General features: G+C 66.8%; 18 protein-coding genes. 11 read left to right on the top strand and 7 right to left on the bottom strand.

Annotation, left to right across the window (positions count from 1 at the left end):
- Positions 1-154 precede the first annotated feature (154 nt).
- Positions 155-1,840 carry a phosphoenolpyruvate--protein phosphotransferase gene (gene ptsP, locus NFU08_RS17915; RefSeq protein ID WP_174177642.1) on the bottom strand — a complete coding sequence of 562 codons (1,686 nt, stop codon included), beginning with the start codon at positions 1,838-1,840 and terminating at the stop codon, positions 155-157.
- 161 nt (positions 1,841-2,001) lie between these two features.
- On the opposite strand from ptsP, the gene NFU08_RS17910 reads away from it, so the two are divergent.
- The 3 genes from NFU08_RS17910 (at position 2,002) to NFU08_RS17900 (ending at position 6,075) form a co-directional block, all read left to right on the top strand.
- On the top strand, positions 2,002-2,730 hold the full coding sequence (locus tag NFU08_RS17910) for a TetR/AcrR family transcriptional regulator (protein WP_174177640.1): 729 nt from the start codon (positions 2,002-2,004) through the stop codon (positions 2,728-2,730).
- A 79-nt stretch (positions 2,731-2,809) separates the two neighbouring features.
- On the top strand, positions 2,810-4,912 hold the full coding sequence (locus NFU08_RS17905) for a PTS mannitol transporter subunit IICBA (protein ID WP_251425065.1): 2,103 nt from the start codon (positions 2,810-2,812) through the stop codon (positions 4,910-4,912).
- Positions 4,912-6,075, top strand: a complete 1,164-nt coding sequence (locus NFU08_RS17900) for a mannitol-1-phosphate 5-dehydrogenase (protein WP_251425063.1) — start codon at positions 4,912-4,914, stop codon at positions 6,073-6,075. Before NFU08_RS17905 ends, NFU08_RS17900 begins: the two co-directional genes overlap by 1 nt.
- Before the next feature lie 112 nt (positions 6,076-6,187).
- Here the strand turns inward: NFU08_RS17900 and NFU08_RS17895 are convergent, their stop codons facing one another.
- Entirely contained in the window at positions 6,188-6,472 is a 285-nt protein-coding gene (locus NFU08_RS17895; RefSeq protein WP_251425058.1) for a hypothetical protein, read from the bottom strand.
- Positions 6,473-6,620: 148 nt separating this feature from the next.
- Between NFU08_RS17895 and NFU08_RS17890 the strand changes: the two genes are divergently transcribed.
- The gene (locus NFU08_RS17890) at positions 6,621-7,109 is read left to right on the top strand and encodes a GNAT family N-acetyltransferase (protein WP_251425073.1); all 489 of its coding nucleotides are present in this window, start codon (positions 6,621-6,623) and stop codon (positions 7,107-7,109) included.
- An 81-nt stretch (positions 7,110-7,190) separates the two neighbouring features.
- Here NFU08_RS17890 and NFU08_RS17885 read toward each other — a convergent pair whose 3' ends face one another.
- From NFU08_RS17885 to rraA, 3 genes are all read right to left on the bottom strand, one after another.
- Positions 7,191-8,630 (bottom strand): sugar porter family MFS transporter, encoded by a 1,440-nt coding sequence (locus NFU08_RS17885; RefSeq protein ID WP_174177632.1) that lies wholly within the window; start codon positions 8,628-8,630, stop codon positions 7,191-7,193.
- A 211-nt stretch (positions 8,631-8,841) separates the two neighbouring features.
- Positions 8,842-10,494: an MDR family MFS transporter gene (locus tag NFU08_RS17880; RefSeq protein WP_251425055.1), complete on the bottom strand. Its 1,653-nt coding sequence runs from the start codon at positions 10,492-10,494 to the stop codon at positions 8,842-8,844.
- Positions 10,495-10,599: 105 nt separating this feature from the next.
- Positions 10,600-11,100, bottom strand: a complete 501-nt coding sequence (gene rraA, locus NFU08_RS17875; RefSeq protein WP_251425052.1) for a ribonuclease E activity regulator RraA — start codon at positions 11,098-11,100, stop codon at positions 10,600-10,602.
- A 120-nt stretch (positions 11,101-11,220) separates the two neighbouring features.
- On the opposite strand from rraA, the gene NFU08_RS17870 reads away from it, so the two are divergent.
- The 6 genes from NFU08_RS17870 (at position 11,221) to NFU08_RS17845 (ending at position 16,791) form a co-directional block, all read left to right on the top strand.
- On the top strand, positions 11,221-12,498 hold the full coding sequence (locus NFU08_RS17870; protein WP_174177625.1) for an MFS transporter: 1,278 nt from the start codon (positions 11,221-11,223) through the stop codon (positions 12,496-12,498).
- Positions 12,499-12,636: 138 nt separating this feature from the next.
- Positions 12,637-13,245, top strand: a complete 609-nt coding sequence (locus NFU08_RS17865) for a TetR/AcrR family transcriptional regulator (RefSeq protein ID WP_174177623.1) — start codon at positions 12,637-12,639, stop codon at positions 13,243-13,245.
- A gap of 280 nt (positions 13,246-13,525) precedes the next feature.
- A complete protein-coding gene (locus NFU08_RS17860; protein WP_174177621.1) occupies positions 13,526-14,725 on the top strand; it encodes an NADP-dependent malic enzyme in 1,200 nt (399 codons plus the stop codon).
- Positions 14,726-14,823: 98 nt separating this feature from the next.
- Positions 14,824-15,327 carry a DUF456 domain-containing protein gene (locus tag NFU08_RS17855; protein ID WP_251425049.1) on the top strand — a complete coding sequence of 168 codons (504 nt, stop codon included), beginning with the start codon at positions 14,824-14,826 and terminating at the stop codon, positions 15,325-15,327.
- Positions 15,328-15,367: 40 nt separating this feature from the next.
- Complete coding sequence (locus NFU08_RS17850; protein ID WP_251425047.1) at positions 15,368-15,742, top strand: nuclear transport factor 2 family protein; 375 nt, start codon at positions 15,368-15,370, stop codon at positions 15,740-15,742.
- A gap of 71 nt (positions 15,743-15,813) precedes the next feature.
- A complete protein-coding gene (locus NFU08_RS17845) occupies positions 15,814-16,791 on the top strand; it encodes a hypothetical protein (protein WP_174177615.1) in 978 nt (325 codons plus the stop codon).
- A 6-nt stretch (positions 16,792-16,797) separates the two neighbouring features.
- On the opposite strand, the gene NFU08_RS17840 is transcribed toward NFU08_RS17845, so the two are convergent.
- Positions 16,798-17,454 carry a LysE family translocator gene (locus NFU08_RS17840; RefSeq protein ID WP_174177613.1) on the bottom strand — a complete coding sequence of 219 codons (657 nt, stop codon included), beginning with the start codon at positions 17,452-17,454 and terminating at the stop codon, positions 16,798-16,800.
- A 105-nt stretch (positions 17,455-17,559) separates the two neighbouring features.
- Between NFU08_RS17840 and NFU08_RS17835 the strand changes: the two genes are divergently transcribed.
- On the top strand, positions 17,560-18,015 hold the full coding sequence (locus tag NFU08_RS17835) for an Lrp/AsnC family transcriptional regulator (RefSeq protein ID WP_082874273.1): 456 nt from the start codon (positions 17,560-17,562) through the stop codon (positions 18,013-18,015).
- A gap of 42 nt (positions 18,016-18,057) precedes the next feature.
- Here NFU08_RS17835 and NFU08_RS17830 read toward each other — a convergent pair whose 3' ends face one another.
- Positions 18,058-18,516 (bottom strand): Lrp/AsnC family transcriptional regulator, encoded by a 459-nt coding sequence (locus tag NFU08_RS17830; RefSeq protein WP_174177824.1) that lies wholly within the window; start codon positions 18,514-18,516, stop codon positions 18,058-18,060.
- Positions 18,517-18,630 lie beyond the last annotated feature (114 nt).

The following is an 18,630-nucleotide window of genomic DNA, read 5'->3' as shown; positions in this document are numbered from 1 at the left end:
GCCCAGAAACAGGACCCGATGCTTCAATCACAGAACCCGAGACCACAAAAGGAAGGGCTGGCCCCGACACGTGAACGCCCCGGACCAGCCCCATAAAGCACTTAGTTCAGCAGTCTCCTAGGCCGCGCGGCGCCAGCCCAGGCGGGCCTCGTCCCTAGAGCCCGAGTTCGTCCAGCACGGGCAGCTTCTCCCGAACCCACGCCCGCGCTTCCGTGGCACTGGGAGCGGACAGTGCCAGCTTGGCCAGCTGCTGCGCTTCCTCGAGCGTGACGGTCTTCAGGACGGCGGCCACGGCAGCGAGGGAGCGGGCCGTCATGGACAGTGTGCTGACGCCAAGGCCGGTCAGGACGACGGCGAGGGCGGGGTCGGCGGCTGCCTCCCCGCAGACGCCCACGGGTTTGTTGTTGCCTTCCGCCCGGGAGCCTTCCACTGTCAGCCCCACGAGGCGCAGGACGGCAGGCTGCCACGGGGTGTTGAGGTTGGCGAGCGGGCCGAGCTGGCGGTCCGCGGCCATGGCGTACTGGGTGAGGTCGTTGGTGCCGAGGCTGGCGAAGGCCACCTCCCGAAGGATGGCTTCCGCGGTCAGGGCGGCGGAGGGAACCTCAACCATGACACCGGGGGTCTTGATGCCCGCATCGGCGCACATCGAGGCAAAGCGTGCGGCTTCTTCCGCGGTGGAGATCATCGGCGCCATGACCCAGACGTCCGCCTCGGACTGCTTTTCCGCCAGGGCGATGGCCTCCAGCTGGCGGTCCAGGACCCCGGGGGTGGTGAAGTCGGTGCGGTAGCCGCGGACGCCAAGGGCCGGATTGGGCTCGGTGGAGTCAGTCAGGAACGGAAGCGGCTTGTCCGCGCCGGCATCGAGCGTTCGCAGGACCACTTTCTTGCCCGGGAAAGCATCAAAAACACTCTTGTAGGCTGCGGCCTGCTCTTCAACGCTGGGCTCGGTATCCCGCTCAAGGAAGCAGAACTCGGTGCGGAACAGGCCCACGCCCTGGGCGCCCAGCTTGGCGGCCGCCTCGGCATCCTTGCCGCCGCCAACATTGGCAAGCAAAGGCACCAGGTGGCCGTCCGCCGTCGCGCCCGTTCCGCTGAACTCGGCCAGGAGGGACGCCGTGGCAGCCCATGCTTCCGCTGCTGCGCGAAGAGACTCGTCGGGTTCGGAAGTGATGCTGCCGGCGGCGCCGTCCACATAGACTTCGGTGCCGTCGGGGAGCTCGTCCACGCCCACTGCGGCCACAACGGCGGGAAGGCCCAGGGACCGGGCGATGATGGCGGTGTGGGACTGCGGACCTCCGCCGGCCGTGACCAGTGCCAGGACCTTGTTGGGGTCCAGGGTGGCGGTGTCGGCGGGGGCCAGGTCCTCGGCCACCAGGACGAACGGGGTGCTGGAGGCGGGGATGCCGGGGGCGGGCACGCCCCGCAGTTCGGCCACGATCCGGGCGCGGACGTCCAGGACGTCGGTGGCGCGTTCGGCCATGTAGCCGCCCAGGTTGTGGAGCATCTCTGACACTGAGGAGCCGGACTCCCAGATGGCGCGCTCGCCGGACATGCCGCGTGCCACAAGCTTGGCCGCGCCCTTGATGAGCATGGTGTCCTTGGCCATCAGTGCTGTGGCTTCCAGGACAGCCTTGCCGTCTCCGGTGGCGTGGGCGGCGCGGGCCTTCAGTTCATCGTGCACCGCCTGGGATGCTGCCTTCAGCGCTGCGGTTGCTTCCTCGGCGGTGGTCCCTGGTGCCAGCTGCTCCCCGGCGGGAGGTTCGCTGATGGGTTTGGGCATCTGCCGGACGGTGCCGATGACGCGGCCTGGGCTGACGCCTACTCCTGGGAAGTTCTGCACTGAAGGTCCTCATTCTCTGCCGGTTGCCAGGCCCGCCCGATATGTCCGGCGCCATGCCGGTCCGCCGGAAGACTGCTGCGTCCGGAGGCGTGAACGTGCCTGAAAAAAATTGTATGTGATTCAGTTCATATAGCAATGCTATAGGTGCTAGGGTAGCGGTTATGAGTTTGGATGGCCAGCTTCCCCCCAAAATGCGGCTGCTTCGTGCTGCCGCGGAGCTGCTGGCAAACTCCGGGGGAGCTCCCGTCTCCACCCGCCAGATCACCCAGCTGGCGGGGGTCACAGCCCCCACGCTGTACCACCACTTCGGTGACAAGGAAGGTTTGTTCGACGCCGTCGTCGCCGCAGGGTTTGAAGAGTATGTTGCGGGCGAAAGGGATTTCGCCCCCTCCGGACAGCCGCTCGAGGATATCCGGAGAATGTGGGACAACCACGTCCAGTTCGGGCTTAACCAGCCGGAGCTGTACCTGGTGATGTTCGGCAATATCCGCCCGGAAAGCCGCCCGGCAATCGTCGCAGATGCCGAGGCGCTCATGGAGGAGATGCTGAACAAGGCAGCGGTGGCGGGCCAGCTGAACGTCCAGCCCCGGGAAGCAGCCAGGTCCATCCTGGCGGCCAACGTGGGCGTGACCCTCATGCTGATTGCGGAGCCCGCCTCCGAACGGAACCTCGAACTGTCCACCATGACCCGGGACGCCATGATCTTTGCGGTGTCCGCCGAGCCCGCCAGCGGCGCGGCTCCGGGCGACGCCGGGAAGTCCTCGGTGGTGGTGGCCGCGATCGCCCTGAACGCCGCACTTCAGGCCTCGCACTCTGACCAGCTTTCAAGCTCGGAACTCAAGCTTTTCCTCGAATGGCTTCACCGCATCTCCACCAGCCCGGCGGGCTGAACCCGCACATTCCGGCAGTACGTCGTCGTAAGTATCGGACCATCCTGCGGAGCCGCAGGAATGACGGTTAGGAAATCACATGGCAACAGAGACAGTTGCAAAACCCCGCACCAGCGCACGCGTGCATGTCCAGAAGTTCGGGACGTTCCTGTCCGGCATGATCATGCCCAACATCGGCGCCTTCATTGCCTGGGGCCTCATCACCGCACTCTTCATTGAAAAGGGATGGTTCCCCGTTCCCCAGCTTGGCGGCTTTGGGGAGACGGACGGGGTGGCGAACACCGGCCTGGTGGGGCCGATGATCACCTACCTGCTGCCGCTCCTGATCGCCTACACCGGCGGCCGGATGGTCTATGACGTCCGCGGCGGCGTTGTCGGTGCCATCGGCACCATGGGCGTGATTGTGGGTGCCGGCATCCCGATGTTCATCGGTGCCATGATCATGGGCCCGCTCGGCGGCTGGACCATGAAGAAGATCGACTCGATCTGGGACGGCAAGATCCGTCCCGGCTTTGAGATGCTGGTCAACAACTTCTCCGCCGGCATCTGGGGTGCCCTGTTGGCCATGCTGGGCTTCTTCGGCATCGCCCCGGTAGTTACGGCCTTCAGTGAGGGCGCCGGCAGGTTGGTCCAGTTCCTGGTGGACAACGGACTGCTGCCGCTGACCAGCATCTTTATTGAACCGGCCAAGGTGCTCTTCCTGAATAACGCCATCAACCACGGCGTGCTCACCCCGCTGGGTGTCCAGCAGTCGCTGGAGCAGGGCAAGTCCATTCTGTTCCTGCTTGAAGCCAACCCCGGTCCGGGCCTGGGCATCCTGCTCGCCTACATGTTCTTCGGCCGTGGCGCCGCAAAGGCTTCCGCCCCGGGTGCAGCCATCATCCACTTCCTGGGCGGCATCCACGAGATCTACTTCCCCTACGTTTTGATGCGCCCGCTGCTCATCCTCGCTGCCATCGCCGGCGGAATGACTGGCATCGCCACCCTGGCCATCACCGGCTCGGGCCTGGTGGCGCCGGCCGCCCCCGGCTCCATTTTCGCCGTGCTCGCCCAGACCTCCCGGGACAGCTACATCGGCGTGATCCTCGCGGTCCTGCTGGCGACGGCCGCCTCCTTCCTGGTGGCCTCCGTCATCATGAAGACCACCAAGCACAGCGATGAGGTGGACCTCAACGATGCCACCTCACGGATGGAGCAGATGAAGGGCAAGAAGAGCTCCGTGGCCTCCACCCTGACGGGCGCCGGGGCAGGTGCTGCCGCGGGCGGCGGTGTTGGTGTCCTGGCGGGCCCGGTGCGCAACATCGTGTTTGCGTGCGACGCCGGCATGGGCTCCAGTGCCATGGGCGCCTCGGTGCTGCGCAACAAGATCAAGGCGGCCGGCTTCCCGGACGTCAAGGTCACCAACGCGGCCATCGCCAACCTTCGCGACGACTACGACGTCGTGATCACCCACCAGGACCTGACGGAACGGGCCAAGCCCGCCACGTCCAGTGCCGTCCACTACTCCGTTGACAACTTCATGAGCAGCCCGCGCTACGACGAAATCGTGGAGCTGGTCAGGGAGAGCAACAGTGAGGGTGCTGTGACAGCGGAAGGTCCGGACGCCGGTGCCGGATCGCCCGGCGGAGCATCCGCTTCCGGCCCCGCAACTGCCGCTGCAGCGGGGGCAGGGGCTGCCGCCGCCAGCCACGGCGCCCACGCGGCCGACGCCCCCGCGGACGCGGCTCCCGCCGCCGGAACCGCCGGTGCGCCGGAGATCCTGGCCCGTGAGAGCGTGGTGCTGGACGGTTCAGCCACAACCCGCGACGCCGCAATCGACGAAGCCGGCAGGCTGCTGCTGGCCCGCGGCGCCGTGGATGAGGGATACATTGCCGCCATGCACGAGCGCGAGGAATCCGTGTCCACGTACATGGGCAGCTTCCTGGCCATCCCCCACGGCACCAACGCCGCCAAGGACCACATCCGGAAGTCCGCGGTGTCCGTGATCCGCTACCCGCAGGGCATCGACTGGAACGGCAAGCAGGTCAAGTTCGTGGTGGGCGTGGCAGGAGTCAATAACGAGCACCTGCACATCCTGTCTTCCATCGCGAAGGTCTTCACCAGCAAGGAGCAGGTTGCCCGGCTGGAGGCCGCCACCTCGGTGGATGAAGTCCTGGAACTCTTCGGAAAGGTCAACGCATAGTGAAGGCTGTTCATTTCGGGGCCGGGAACATCGGCCGTGGCTTTGTGGGCCTGCTCCTGCATGACGCCGGCTACAAGGTGGTGTTCGCCGACGTTGCGGAGGAACTCATCGCCCAGCTGGCAGCGGCGGACAGCTACTCCGTGCACGAGGTGGGGGAGAACCCCGCAGTGCGGACGGTCAACAACTTCCGGGCGCTGAACTCCACCACGCAGGAAGCGGAACTGATCGGGGAGATTGCGACGGCGGACATCGTCACCACCGCCGTGGGCCCCCACATCCTGAAGTTCGTGGCCCCTGCCATTGCCAAGGGCATCGCGGCGAGGGATGCGGGCCTGGCTCCGCTGCAGGTCATGGCCTGCGAGAACGCCATCAATGCCACGGACATCCTCGCCAAGGAGGTGGTCTCCCAGCCGGGGGCTGCCGCCGGCGCGCTGGACGGGAAGGCTGTGTTTGCCAACACCGCCGTGGACCGGATCGTTCCCAACCAGGAAGCGGGACAGGGCCTGGACGTCACCGTGGAGACGTTCTACGAGTGGGTCATCGACCGCACGGCCTTTGCAGGGGCAGCGCCGGCCATTCCGGGTGCCACGTTCGTGGACGATCTCTCGCCGTACATCGAACGGAAGCTGTTCACGGTGAACACCGGCCATGCATCGGCGGCCTACTTTGGGTTCGAGGCGGGCCTGGAGAAGATCTCCGAGGCCATGGCCGACCAGGACGTGGCCGAGGACGTGCGGGCGGTGCTGGAGGAGACCAAGCAGCTGCTGGTCTCCAAGCACGGCTTCAGCAACGACGAGCAGGAGGCCTATGTCCAGAAGATCCTGGTGCGCTTCTCCAATCCGTACCTGCCTGACACGGTGAACCGGGTGGGCCGCGCGCCGCTGCGGAAGCTGAGCCGGCACGAACGGTTTATTGGTCCGGCCGCCGAGCTGGCGGAGCGGGGCATTGTGCCGGAGGCGCTCCTGGGCGCCATTGCCGCGGCCCTGCGCTTCACCGATCCGGCCGATGCCGAGGCAACGGAGCTGGCAGGCATCCTGGCCTCTTCCAGCCCGGCGGACGCCACGGCCCGCATCACCGGGCTGGAGCCCGACCATCCGCTGTTCAACGCGGTGGCAACCCTGGTGGAGGAGCGGCAGGCGGAGGCGGCCAAGGCCCCGGCCTAAACCCTCTCGCACTTGCTGCAGCCTTTTCAGGAACCCTCTCGCAGATCCTGCAGCTTTCCCCAACCCTCCAACAACGCACGACGCCGGCACTCACCCCAGTGCCGGCGTCGTGCTACTTCGCCTGGCCAGGCGCTGCGGCCCCGGTGAGCACCCGGCCCACGTACCGCATCACCAGGGATCCGGCTATCAGGGCCGCGGAGAACGGCAGGAAGAACAGGGTGACGAGCTGGAAGACCACGCTGAGGAGCGCCCCCACTGCCTGCGAGTAGGACGGCCCCAACTGCAGCGACTGGAGGATCTGGGGAGCGAGGATGACAGCCATCGCGCCGGCTGCACCAATGATGATTCCTGCCCGCAGGGTTGTTTTCGGCAGGGCTGACAAAGTTTTCTGATCCATGACGGACTCCCCCAATAAGGTAATTCACTCCTACGCTGGTCCCCCAGCCAAACATGGGGCGCGGCTGAGGGCAAGGATGCTGGAGAGGCCGTGGAATGCTGGTTCAGTGACAACGAAACGTGCTTCTTCCGGTACCCCGCCCTTTTTGATGACGGCCGACGTCGGCAGCGGGACTTTCCGTCTCCGCCCCGCCTCCCGCGGAGACCTGCCTGCCATCGTCCAGCTCCTTGCGGACGATTCCTTGGGTGCTGCGCGCGAAAGCGACGGGGACATGGAACCGTATGAGCGGGCCTTTGAAGCGATCGACGCCGACCCCCGCCACCTGCTCGTCGTGGGGGTATTGGTGCGGTCGGGGTCAGCTGACACTCCCGTGGTGAGCACCTTCCAGATCAGCTTCCTGCCCGGCATATCGCGGCGGGGCGCCTGGCGCTCGCAGATCGAGGGCGTGCGGGTGGCGGCCGGCGTCCGGGGCCAGGGCATCGGAAACCTCATGGTGCAGTGGGCCATCGCCGAGTCCCGGCGCCGCGGGTGCTCACTGATGCAGCTGACCACCCACAAATCGCGGACGGCGGCGCAGCGTTTTTATGGGCGCCTCGGCTTCACGGCGGACCACGAAGGCATGAAGTTTCCGCTCTGATCGCTGCACCCACAAACGGGCACCGCACCCGGGAGTTCCGGGGTGCAATGCCCGTTGAAGGGTGCAGAACGAAAGCGGGCGCTATGCCTTCTTCGAGCCCTTGGCCACGAACAGCGTTTCGGCCTGCTCCAGGGACATCCCGTTGGTCTCCGGCACCTTGAACATCACGAAGAAGAAGGACGCGGCGGCGAACAGGGCGTACATGGCGTAGGTGAGCGGCAGCGAGCCGGCCGCCATTACCGGGAAGCTGAGCGTGATCACAAAGTTGGCCACCCACTGGGCTGCCGCGGCCAGGCCCAGGGCCCGGGCACGGATCCGGGACGGGAAGATCTCACCCAGCAGGACCCACACCAGCGGACCCCACGATGCGCCGAAGCTGACCACAAAGACGTTGGCCGCCACCAGCGCCACCGGACCCCAGGCGCCGGGAAGGGAAATCTCCTCGCCGGACCCAACGGCGGTGGAGAAGGCCACAGCCATGGCACCCAGGGACACGGCCATGCCCACGGAGCCGGCCAGCAGGATGGGCCGGCGCCCGATGCGGTCCACCAGGGCGATCGCCACGAGCGTGACCAGGATGTTGGTGACGGACGTGGCCACGGAGATGGTGAGCGAGTCCTTCTCCTGGAAGCCCACGGCCTTCCAGAGCGTGGTGGAGTAGTAGAAGATCACGTTGATGCCCACGAACTGCTGCAGGACGGACAGGATAATGCCCACCCACACCACTGCCTGCAGGCCGAACGTCTTGCCGCGCACCGAGCCCTTTTGGCCGGCCAGCTTGTCCTCCTCGATGGCATCCTGGATCTCGCGGATGTGGCGGTCGGTTTCTCCGGCGGGGACGATGGAATCAAAGACCTTCCGGGCTTCGTCTTCCTTGCCCTGGAACACCAGGAAGCGCGGCGATTCGGGAAGGGTAAAGGCGATCCAGCCGTACACCACCGCGGGCAGGGCCGCGGCCAGGAACATCCAGCGCCACGCCTCGATCCCCAGCCAGTAGGCCTGGTCGGCGCCGCCGGCGCTGGTTGCCAGGAGCGCGTCGGACAGCAGCGCGGCAAAGATGCCCGTGGTGATGGCCAGCTGCTGCAGCGAGGCCAGCCGGCCGCGGACGTGCCGCGGCGAAATCTCGGAGATGTAGGCGGGGGCGATGACCGAGGCGAGGCCGATTCCCAGACCGCCCACCAGGCGCCAGAAGACCAGGTCCCAGACGCCGAAGGCGAACCCCGTGCCCAGGGCGCTGACCAGGAAGAGCAGCGCGCCCAGCTTCATGGCAGGGATGCGCCCGTAGTGGTCCGCCACCTTGCCGGCGAGATAGGCGCCGGCAGCGCAGCCAAGCAGCGCAACGGCCACCGCGAAGCCGGTCACGGCCTCTGACAGCGCAAACTCGTCCTTCATGGCATCCACGGCGCCGTTGACCACCGACGAGTCAAAGCCAAACAGGAATCCGCCCACCGCGCCCGCAAGCGCCAGCCAGATCACCCGCTGCGGTATTTGGGCGGTTGTCTGCTCCTGTGCAGTGGGCATGGGTCTCCCTAGGTCTGGGTTTTGGTGGATGCGGTGCGGACGTCGTCGGCTGCGGAACCGGCCCTGGGCCGGCGCACACGCGTTACACAGTGTTCCATGCCACGGAGCACCGTTCCAGTTGAGGGCACAGCAGGGCCTCGCGGCGCTTAAACGAACGACGACGGCGGGAGGCGCCGCCGCCGTCGTCGTCCGTCTTGGGGGGCCGGCTGGCTTAGTGGGCCGGCACCGACTCCTGGGAGGCTGCCTTGGAATCCGTGAGCTTCTTGTTGGGCAGCGCGAAACTGATCAGGAACGCGACGCCGGTGAGCACGGCCGCCGTGAGCATGACGGCGTCGATGGCGTACGCGAAGCCTTCCGTGATGGGGCGCGTCAGGGTGCTGTTGGCGGTGTGGAGCCAGCTGGTGTCATTAAGGGATTCGTTGGAGGCGCCGTTCTGGAAGAACTCGTACAGCTTGGCGTTGGAGGGATCCGCTGCGACGGCCGGGTCCTGCAGGACTGCCTGGTACTCCGGGCTTCCCATCGCCGACTTCATGGTGTCGGCGATCCGGGCCGCCGCCAGGCTGAACAGCATGGAGATGAACACGGCCGTGCCTACGGCGCCGCCCATGGAGCGGAAGAACGCAGCCGAGGAGGTGCCCACGCCCATGTCGCGGCGCGGTACGGACACCTGCATGGCCAGGGTGAGTGGCTGCATGCAGAAGCCCAGGCCCATTCCGAAGAACACCGCGATCACGCAGGGAACCCAGAGGCCTGTGTCCACGCCCAGGGACAGCCCCATGGCGGTGGCGGCCGCCGTGAGGATGGCCGTGCCCAGGATGGGGAAGATCCGGTACGTGCCGGACGCCGAGATGGTGCGGCCCGCCGTGATGGAGCCGGTGAGGATGCCCACGGTAAAGGTGATCATCATCAGGCCCGCTTCGGTGGGCGTGAGGCCCTTCACCAGCTGCAGGTACAGCGGGAGCATGGCGATGGCCCCGAACATGCCGATGCCGATGATGAAGTTCAGAAGCGAGGACAGGCCGAACGTAACGTTCCGGAAGAGGCGCAGGGGAATGAGGGCGTAGTCGCCGGCACGTTTCTCGGCCAGCAGGAACCAGGCGATGCCCACCACGCCCAGGCCGTAGCAGAGGAAGGAGTTGAAGGACGCCCAGCCCCAGCTGCGGCCCTGCTCCGCCACCAGCAGCAGCGGCACGATGGCAAGCGTGATGGCCGCCGCGCCAAAGTAGTCGATCTTCTGCTTCACGTGCTTTGCCGGCAGGTGCAGGAACAGGAACACCACCGTGAGCGCGGCCAGGCCGATGGGCAGGTTGATGAAGAACACCCACCTCCAGCCCTCAACACCGAGGATAGTGGCGGAACCGGCAAACGCGCCGCCCACCACCGGCCCCAGCACGGAGGAGATGCCGAAAACGGACATGAAGTAGCCCTGGTACTTTGCCCGGTCCTTGAGCGAGACAATGTCGCCGATGATGGTCAGCGCGAGGGCCAGCAGGCCGCCCGCCCCGAGCCCCTGGACACCGCGGGCCAGCGCCAGTTCGGTCATGGAATGCACCGACCCTGCGTACAGCGAGCCCGCTAGGAAGATCACGATGGCGGTCAGGTACAGCGGGCGGCGGCCGAAAATGTCGCTCAGCTTGCCGTACAGCGGGGTGCTGACCGTGGACGTGATCAGGTAGGCGGTGGTTGCCCAGGCCTGGAGCGAGAGCCCGTCCAGGTCGTTGGCGATGGTGTAGATGGACGTGGACACGATGGTCTGGTCCAGCGATGCCAGGAACATGCCCAGCATCAGGCCCACCATCACGGTGACAATCTGGCGCTGTGTCAGGTTTTCTCCGGCGGCGCGCGCGGCAGGTGCTGTGGACATGGGTACTCCAAGGAAGGAAAGGGATCACGCGAGGATAGTTGCTTTCAGTAACTATCCTAGGTGCAGTCCTATTCCTCCCTACGGAGAATTCTTCCGGGCCGGGGATTACCGCTCCACGAGGATCCCGTCCGGGTCGCACCAGATCATGGACCCGGGGCGGATGGTCACGCCGTCGATCTCCACGTCAACATCCACCTCGCCGGCGCCGGCCTTGGCGCTCTTGCGGGGGTTGCTGCCCAGGGCCTTCACGCCGAGGTCCAGTGCGGCGATTGCCTCACGGTCGCGGATTGCGCCGTTGATGACGACGCCGGCCCAGCCGTTGGCCACGGCGCTTTCGGCGATCATGTTCCCCATCAGGGCGGTGCCCAGCGAGCCTGCGCCGTCCACCACCAGCACGTTGCCGTTGCCGGGCGTGGCCAGCGTGGACTTCACCAGGGCGTTGTCCTGGAAGCAGCGGATGGTCCGCGCATGTCCGCTGAAGTGGGAGCGGCCGCCCAGGGACTGGAACTGCAGCGATACGGACGCCAGCTCGTCTCCGCGTTCGTCGTACAGGTCCGCGGTGTTGACGGCGGCGGTGCCCTCCGCCGGCGTTGGCGCTGCGCTCATGGTGTTCTCCTCGGTGCTCGTGGGCCGTCCTGGTGACCGGTGCCGTCTTGCGAGGCGGCACGGTACCGCCCACGATAGTCTGACTCCGTCGCCATTTAGCCGCAGCCGGGGGAACACGTCATGAGCCAGTCCAACACACCGGTCCCGCCGGACGTTCCACGGACCACGGCCGCGGCGCTCGCCGAACCCACGCAGCGGGTCACCGCGCGCTGGGTCACCGGGCTTGTGCTGGTCAACGTGGGCATCAATGCTGCATTCTTCGGACCCATCAACGTCTTTATCGCCCAGCAGGCCACTGGCATCGACGAAGCCAACAAGGAAGCCATCGCCTCCCTCGTCCTTGGGTGCGGGGCCGCCGTATCCCTGGTTGCCAATCCGCTCTTCGGCGCGCTGTCCGACCGGACGGTCTCAGGTTACGGCCGGCGTTCCCCCTGGGTTCTTTCTGGTGCCATCCTGGCCGCGGCAGCGTTGCTGGCAATGTCAGGGGCCACGGCTGTCGCCCTGCTGGTCCTGTTCTGGTGCCTGGTCCAGCTGGGCGCCAACGCGGCCTACGCGGCCATCACCGCCGCCATCCCCGACCGCGTGCCGGTGCTGCAGCGCGGCGGCGTGGGGGGACTGGCCGCCCTGGGCCAAACGGCGGGGATCCTCCTCGGCGCAGTCTTCGGGGCGGTGGTTTCCGGCAACTTCATGGTGGGTTACTGGCTGTGCGCGGCCGCCCTGCTGCTCTCCGTGCTGCCCTACCTGTTCCACCGGAATGACCCGACGCTGCCCAGGGAGCTGCGCCCGCCGTTCTCGTGGGGCAATTTCCTCCGCGGCTTCTGGATCAGCCCGGCCCGCCACCCGGACTTCGCGTGGGCGTGGCTCACCCGCTTCCTGGTCAACGTCTGCAACCAGCTCACCATCGTCTACCTGATCTTTTTCCTCACGGACGTCATCAAGCATGAGAACCCTGCGCTGGGGGTCCTGACCCTTACCGGCATCTATGCGGTGCTGGTGATGATTACTGCGGTGATCGCGGGGCCGTGGAGCGACAGGGTGGGCAAGCGCAAGCCGTTCGTGATCGCCTCCTCCGCCATGATCGCTTTGGCAGGCCTCACCATGGCGTTCTTCCCCGTGTGGACCGGCGCCCTGATTGGAGCCGCCATCCTTGGCATCGGCTTCGGCGCCTACCAGGCCGTTGATTTCGCCCTGCTGACGCAGGTGCTCCCGCAGGCCGCGGACCGTGGCAAGGATATGGGGGTCATTAACGTGGCCGCCTCGCTGCCGCAGGTATTCGCGACGGGCCTCGCTTACCTCGCGGTGACGCAGTTCGGCGGGTACGGCACCCTCTTCACCACGGCGGCCGTCATCGGCCTGCTGGGCGCCGTTTTTGTGGTGAAAATCAAGAGCGTCCGCTGACCTGCCGGGGGCACGGAACTAAGGCCTCTGACTAATGACGCCACACTGCCGTGCCGTATAGTTGATCCGGATTTGGCGGCGGTCCGGCAGGGGAGGATCGTGGCTGCTGCACCATAGGAACCCAACCCCGGAACGCTGATGCCCGACACCATTCCAGACCATCCGCCCATGGCCCCGAGGCCGTCCGCGCCGCGCCAGCGGCACCGCTATACCAAGATCCTGGAAGCTGCAGGAGGGTTTGCGCGCAAGGGACTGGAATCCGTGGACATGGCCGAAGTGGCGGCGAGGGCGGACGTGCCTTTGGGGACCCTCTACCGGTATTTTCCTTCCCCGGTGCACCTGATGCTCGCGCTCTACCGCCACCAGCTGGAGGAACTCCAGGGAACCGGGCGGACCACGGCTGCCCGCTTCCGAGGCAGGGCCCTCGGGAACCTGGTGATGGAGATTTTCCATATGCGGGTGATGCAGCCTGCTGTCGAACAGTGCCTCAGCCGCGGTGTCTACCTGCCGGACCGGGACACCACCGGACTCCTGCGCGAAGTCGACGCCCTGAGTGAAAAAGCGGTTGCTTCAGCCTCCGGTGACGCTATCGCTGCCCGTGTGCTGCTGCTGGCGATCACTGGTCTGGTCCAGTCCGTCCGGAACCGCCGGCTGTCCCTCTTCGAGGCGGAGGAAGACCTCAAAAAGGCGTGCGCGCGCCTCTCGCCGGCCAGCGAGCCCGGCTACACACTCCACCAGGGCGCGTAACAGGTCTAGACCAATCCGGCCTTAAATCAGCCATAATGCAGTGACGTGAACCACATTTGAGTGCGGTAAAACGCTTAGGCAGCGGGCCGGCCATGTCAAACCGGACGCTGCCCCTCGTGGCGGCCCCTACGATTGTCGAAACGGAGCAGCAGGGACTAATCCCCCAAGCTCCCACGGGCCCGCCACCCCTGGGCATCCTGCCGCACCCCAGCCACCGCCCGAGCCATTGGCTCTTGCCTCACGAGCCGTGCGCCCACGGCCAGCACCAGGAGACAACGACGTGTCCATTGACGCACTTGCAGCAACTGACAATTCCGCAGCCACCGCGCTGACGGAAGCCGAGATCTTTGACGCCCACCAGGGCGGCAAACTCTCCATCACCAGCACCGTTCCGCTGTCCAACAAGCGGGACCTGTCCATCGCCTACACCCCGGGTGTAGCAGAGGTCAGCCGGGCCATCCACGCCAAACCCGAACTCGCCCGTACGCTCACCTGGGCCGAGCGGCTCGTCGTCGTGGTCAGTGACGGGACGGCCGTCCTGGGCCTGGGCAATATCGGAGCCAGCGCCTCGCTCCCCGTCATGGAGGGCAAGTCCGCCCTGTTCAAGACCTTCGGCGACCTCGACTCGATCCCCCTGGTCCTCAACACCACCGACGTGGATGAAATCGTGGAGACCCTGGTCCGCCTGCGCCCCAGCTTCGGCGCCGTCAACCTTGAGGACATTTCCGCGCCCCGCTGCTTCGAGCTGGAGGAAAAGTTGATCGAGGCGCTGGACTGCCCCGTCATGCACGATGACCAGCACGGCACCGCCGTCGTTGCCCTCGCCGCCCTGACCAACGCCGCCAAGGTGACCGGCCGCAACCTGGAAGGCCTGCGCGTGGTGGTTTCCGGAGCAGGGGCGGCCGGGATCGCCGTCGCCGAGATCCTGCTCGCGGCCGGCATCACCGACGTCGTCCTGCTGGATTCCCGGGGCGTCATCAACAGCAGCCGCGCCGATCTTGCCACGGACACCGCCAGCAAGAAGGCGGACATCGCGGGGCGCAGCAACCCCCGCGGCGTGGAAGGCGGCCCGGCCGAGGCCCTCGACGGCGCCGACGTCTTCATCGGCGTCTCCTCCTCCAAGCTGGACGAGGAGCACCTGAAGCTGATGAACCGGGACGCCATTGTGTTCGCCCTCTCCAACCCGGACCCGGAGGTGCTGCCCGAGGTCGCCGTGAAGCACGCCGCCGTGGTGGCCACCGGGCGCAGCGACTTCCCCAATCAGATCAACAATGTCCTGGCCTTCCCCGGGATCTTCCGTGGTGCCCTGGACGCCGGAGCCCGCCGCATCACCCCGGCCATGAAGCTCGCCGCAGCCTATGCCATCGCCGATCTTGCGGCGGAGGACCTGTCGGCCGACTACATCGTGCCCAGCCCCCTGGATCCGCGGGTCGCCCCCGCCGTGACGGCGGCAGTGGCGGCTGCGGTGGTAGCCGGGTAGCGCCCCTTCCCTCAGGGAACGTACGACGGCGGTGCCTCCCCTGCGCGGGAGGCGCCGCCGTCGGGGGTTAAGGGGGCGCCAACCATAGACTGGGACCCATGAACTCGGAAACCTTGGTGACCATCCTGTCCGGCCTGGCAATCCTTGTGGGCGTGGCGGGCACGGTCATTCCGGTCCTGCCGGGCAGCATCCTCATCGGCGCGGGCCTGCTCGCCTGGGCCATCTGGGGCGGGGCCGGCACGGCGGGGTGGGTGGTGTTCGCGGTTGCGATGGTGTTCGTGGTGGCAGGCATGGCCGCCAGTGCCGTCCTCACCGGCAGGAAGCTCAAGGAGCACGCCATTCCGAGCCGGAGCATCGCCGTTGCCCTGGTTGCGGGCGTGGTGGGCATGTTCATCATTCCCGTGGTGGGGCTCTTTGTGGGCTTTGCCGCGGGCCTGCTGCTGAGTGAATTCCTGCGCACGCGGAACATCGGCTCCGCAACAACCTCCAGCTGGGCCGCCCTCAAAGCCACGGGACTGGGCATGCTTGCCGAGTTCGGCCTGGCCTGCCTCGCGGCCAGCACCTGGGTGATCGGCGTCTGGGTGGCCGCCGCCAACGGCTGAAAGTCTTGCGCCTGCACGGTTCAGGGCGTACAACGGCACCATGACGGACCAGCCTTCAGCCCGGGACCACGTGCACGCCTGGATGGAAAAGTACCAGGCCGCCTGGGCCAGCAACGAGCCACAGGACATCCGGGACCTCTTCACGGAGGACGCGCGGTACGAGACCCGGCCGGGCGATCCGGAGCCGTGGCTTGGCCGGGACGGCATTGTGGACGGCTGGCTTGCGGCCCGGGACGAACCAGCCGACTGGACCTTCACGTGGAAGCTCCTCGGAGCGGACGCGGACACCGCCTTCATCCAGGGCATGACCACCTACTCCGCCGGGCGGCCTTCCTACGACAACCTGTGGGTTATCCGGTTCGACGGGGCAGGCCGTGCAGCCGCATTCACTGAATGGTTCATGGAACGGGCTTAGGCCTGCCTCCGTACCGTCCGGCCGGCAGCCGGGCCTCGGCGTGGGCGGCGGTGCACGGTTAGCATGGAAAGATGACCGCCGGGGACACTGCACCGATCTATTGGGACAGCCGCGACCTCACACCTTTCGGCCGGCCGCAGCTGCGTACCCCCGTCCATGACCTCGCCGGGGGAGTGGGCGAACTGCTCACCGGCGTGCTTGGCGGACGCCACCCGGCGCTGCTCTCGGTGGACGGCGAGATCCCCCGCCTGAAGCGCATGACGCCCAAGCCGGCCAAGGCCGTGCACGACGCCGTGTTCACCAGCCGGCAGCCTGAACAGCTGATCACGCTCGCCAGGGCCTACCCGGGATGGGCCGGCCTCTGCTACCTCATGTCCGGCCTGCTGGTCTACAAGCAGGGCGGCTACCTGCGGGCGTCGGAGCTTCTCCAGCGCGGCCTCACCACCAGGAATGAGGATGAAGCCAACCGCTACTCGTCCACGTACCTCACCAGGATCGTTACCCGCATCGAGCTGGCCGAGCGGGTTGAAGTTCCGGTCCTGTTCAGCGAGGAGTCGGTCTTCCTGGCACTGGCGCACTCGCTGCGGGAGACGGGGCGCACGGAAGCTGCGCTGGACGCTCTCTCCGGACTGCCGCCGTCGCTTCCCATGGCACTGGCACGCTGTTCCCTGGCGCTGGCCCTGGGCAGGAGCCGGACGGTGATCGACTGGACAGACGGGCTGCTCAACGCTGATGACCTCTCCGCCGCGCTGCTGCTGGTCAGGGCCCGGGCACTGCGGCGGGAAGGGCGCCTGGAGGCCGCGAACCAGACCCTTGCCGAGGTCCTCCGCCGGCGGAAGACGCACCTGACGCTGCGTAACGACGCCCTCACGGACAGGGCGCTGCTGCTCCTTGAATCCAGCCGGAGGTCGCTTAACCCGCGGGACTGGGGGCGGCGGCACGAGGACCCGGTGCCGCAGAGGGAGATCGCCGCGCCGGTGCCCATCCGCAAGGACGAGGAGATGCGCCGGATCTGGGAACAGGACTGGAAGAAGCTCAGCGGCGACTAGGGCGGCCTACCCGGCCGTGGCGAAGGTGCCGGCCGTCAGGAACGGAAGCAGCTGCTCGGCCAGCAGCGCCAGCGCCAGGACCACCATGATGATGCCGCTGGCCAGGGTCACGGTCCGGGCGGCGCCGGGGCGGGTCTGCAGCAGGGTGCGGGACAGCAGGGCGACGGCGGTGTACACGAGTCCCGCGAGCAGCACGAACGTCAGGCCCAGCAGGCCGGACTGCACCGGGACCGGCAGGGACGCCTCCGCGCTGACGAACTGGGGAACGAGCGCCACGTAGAACAGCAGCCCCTTGGGGTTGATGCCGCTGGTGCCCATTCCCTGCAGGAAGGTGCGAAGCCCCGTGCTGCCCCCGCTGCCGTCCCCGGCCGTGAAGCTCGCCGCCCGCCAGGAGCGGAGGGTGCTGATACCGAGCCACATCAGGTACCCGGCGCCGGCGAGGGTGATCCAGCCGAGAACCCCCGGCGCGCCCGTGAGGACCGCCGCCAGACCCGCCACCAGCAGGACGGTATGAAGGACGTATCCGCCGCAGAGTCCCGCCACCGCGGGCACAAAGCTGCGCTGCCTGAGGCCGGCGGCGATGGAGTAGGCCCAGTCCACGCCGGGGGTGCAGGCAAGGGCTGCGGCCACCAGTACGAAGGCCAAAAAGAGCTCGGGGTTCATGGTTTCTCCTGCGGCGTGATCCAACAGGAGAAACCCTAGATACTTTGGGGGCGGAAGTGCTGTCCTTTTTCGCTGGCATAAAGAGGTAAGCGGTAAGATTCTTGCGTGATTGACCATATCGACAGGAATATATTGCGGCACCTCAAAGAGGACGGCCGCATGACTGCCACGGCGCTCGCCGGAAAAGTGGGCCTGACGGTTGCTCCCTGCCACCGGCGGCTGCGCGACCTGGAACGGGCAGGCGTCATCCGGGGCTACAAAGCGGACATCGACCCCGCTGCCGTGGGCCTAGGCTTCGAGGCGATTGTTTTTGTCACGCTCCGCCAGGTGGACCAGGCAACCATGGAGATCTTCGAGAACCGCGTGGCGGACAACCCCAACATTGTGGAGGCCCAGCGGCTTTTCGGTTCCCCCGACTACCTGCTGAAGGTCATCGCCGAGGACCTGCCCGCGTACCAGCGGTTCTACGACGCCGAACTTACGTCCCTGCCCGGCGTGGAGCGGCTGACGTCCACGCTGGTGATGAAGAACCTGAAGTCCAATGCTGGACCTCCCGTCTAGGCCCTGGCCCGGATGCTGCCAGGCACTTGATGCTCCTGCGCCCTACTCCTTGAGCAGTCCCGTGGTGCGGTACGGAATGACCTCGCGCAGGAACATGCTGGTGGAGGTGCGCACGATGCCCGGGCAGAGCCTGATTTCCTCTGACACCCGGTAGAGGTCGTCAGGGCTGGTGGCCACCACGCGGATCAGCAGGTCCGTGTCGCCGGCGGGGGCGTGGCATTCCAGGACCTCCGGGATCTCCCGGAGGGCGGCGATGGCCTCGTTGAGGTGGCTCTGGTCCAGTTCGGCGCTGACCGAAGCGGCTACCCCGCGTCCGAGCGCGGCAGGCAGCACCCTGCTGCTGTTGGGGCGAAGGGCGCCCGACGCCGTCATGCGTTCCAGCCGGGACTGGACCGTGCCGCGGGCCAGGCCCAGCCGCTGGGCCAGCACCATGATGGGAACCCGTGGATCCTCGTCCAGCGCCCCGAGGATCCGCTTGTCGGTGGAGTCCAGTTCCTGCAATCTGATCACTTCCTGCCGTTCTGCGCCGCTGATAGTAGTCAGACTGATCAACGGCGGCTGCGCCTGTTGCGCCAACTGTACGGATACTGGTGAAATGTTGGCAATGAGGGAAAA

The organism is Pseudarthrobacter sp. NCCP-2145, from assembly GCF_023708005.1.
Classification (GTDB): Bacteria; Actinomycetota; Actinomycetes; order Actinomycetales; family Micrococcaceae; genus Arthrobacter; species Arthrobacter oxydans.
This window is presented reverse-complemented; position numbering and strand designations above follow the sequence as displayed.

Bases quoted from the DNA above. Each gene is read 5' to 3' on its own strand.
- NFU08_RS17910 (WP_174177640.1), top strand. From the start codon at position 2,002: ATGAGTTTGGATGGCCAGCTTCCCCCCAAAATGCGGCTGCTTCGTGCT.
- NFU08_RS17905 (WP_251425065.1), top strand. From the start codon at position 2,810: ATGGCAACAGAGACAGTTGCAAAACCCCGCACCAGCGCACGCGTGCAT.
- NFU08_RS17895 (WP_251425058.1), bottom strand. From the start codon at position 6,472: ATGGATCAGAAAACTTTGTCAGCCCTGCCGAAAACAACCCTGCGGGCA.
- NFU08_RS17890 (WP_251425073.1), top strand. From the start codon at position 6,621: ATGACGGCCGACGTCGGCAGCGGGACTTTCCGTCTCCGCCCCGCCTCC.
- NFU08_RS17885 (WP_174177632.1), bottom strand. From the start codon at position 8,630: ATGCCCACTGCACAGGAGCAGACAACCGCCCAAATACCGCAGCGGGTG.
- NFU08_RS17880 (WP_251425055.1), bottom strand. From the start codon at position 10,494: ATGTCCACAGCACCTGCCGCGCGCGCCGCCGGAGAAAACCTGACACAG.
- rraA (WP_251425052.1), bottom strand. From the start codon at position 11,100: ATGAGCGCAGCGCCAACGCCGGCGGAGGGCACCGCCGCCGTCAACACC.
- NFU08_RS17870 (WP_174177625.1), top strand. From the start codon at position 11,221: ATGAGCCAGTCCAACACACCGGTCCCGCCGGACGTTCCACGGACCACG.
- NFU08_RS17865 (WP_174177623.1), top strand. From the start codon at position 12,637: ATGCCCGACACCATTCCAGACCATCCGCCCATGGCCCCGAGGCCGTCC.
- NFU08_RS17855 (WP_251425049.1), top strand. From the start codon at position 14,824: ATGAACTCGGAAACCTTGGTGACCATCCTGTCCGGCCTGGCAATCCTT.
- NFU08_RS17850 (WP_251425047.1), top strand. From the start codon at position 15,368: ATGACGGACCAGCCTTCAGCCCGGGACCACGTGCACGCCTGGATGGAA.
- NFU08_RS17845 (WP_174177615.1), top strand. From the start codon at position 15,814: ATGACCGCCGGGGACACTGCACCGATCTATTGGGACAGCCGCGACCTC.
- NFU08_RS17840 (WP_174177613.1), bottom strand. From the start codon at position 17,454: ATGAACCCCGAGCTCTTTTTGGCCTTCGTACTGGTGGCCGCAGCCCTT.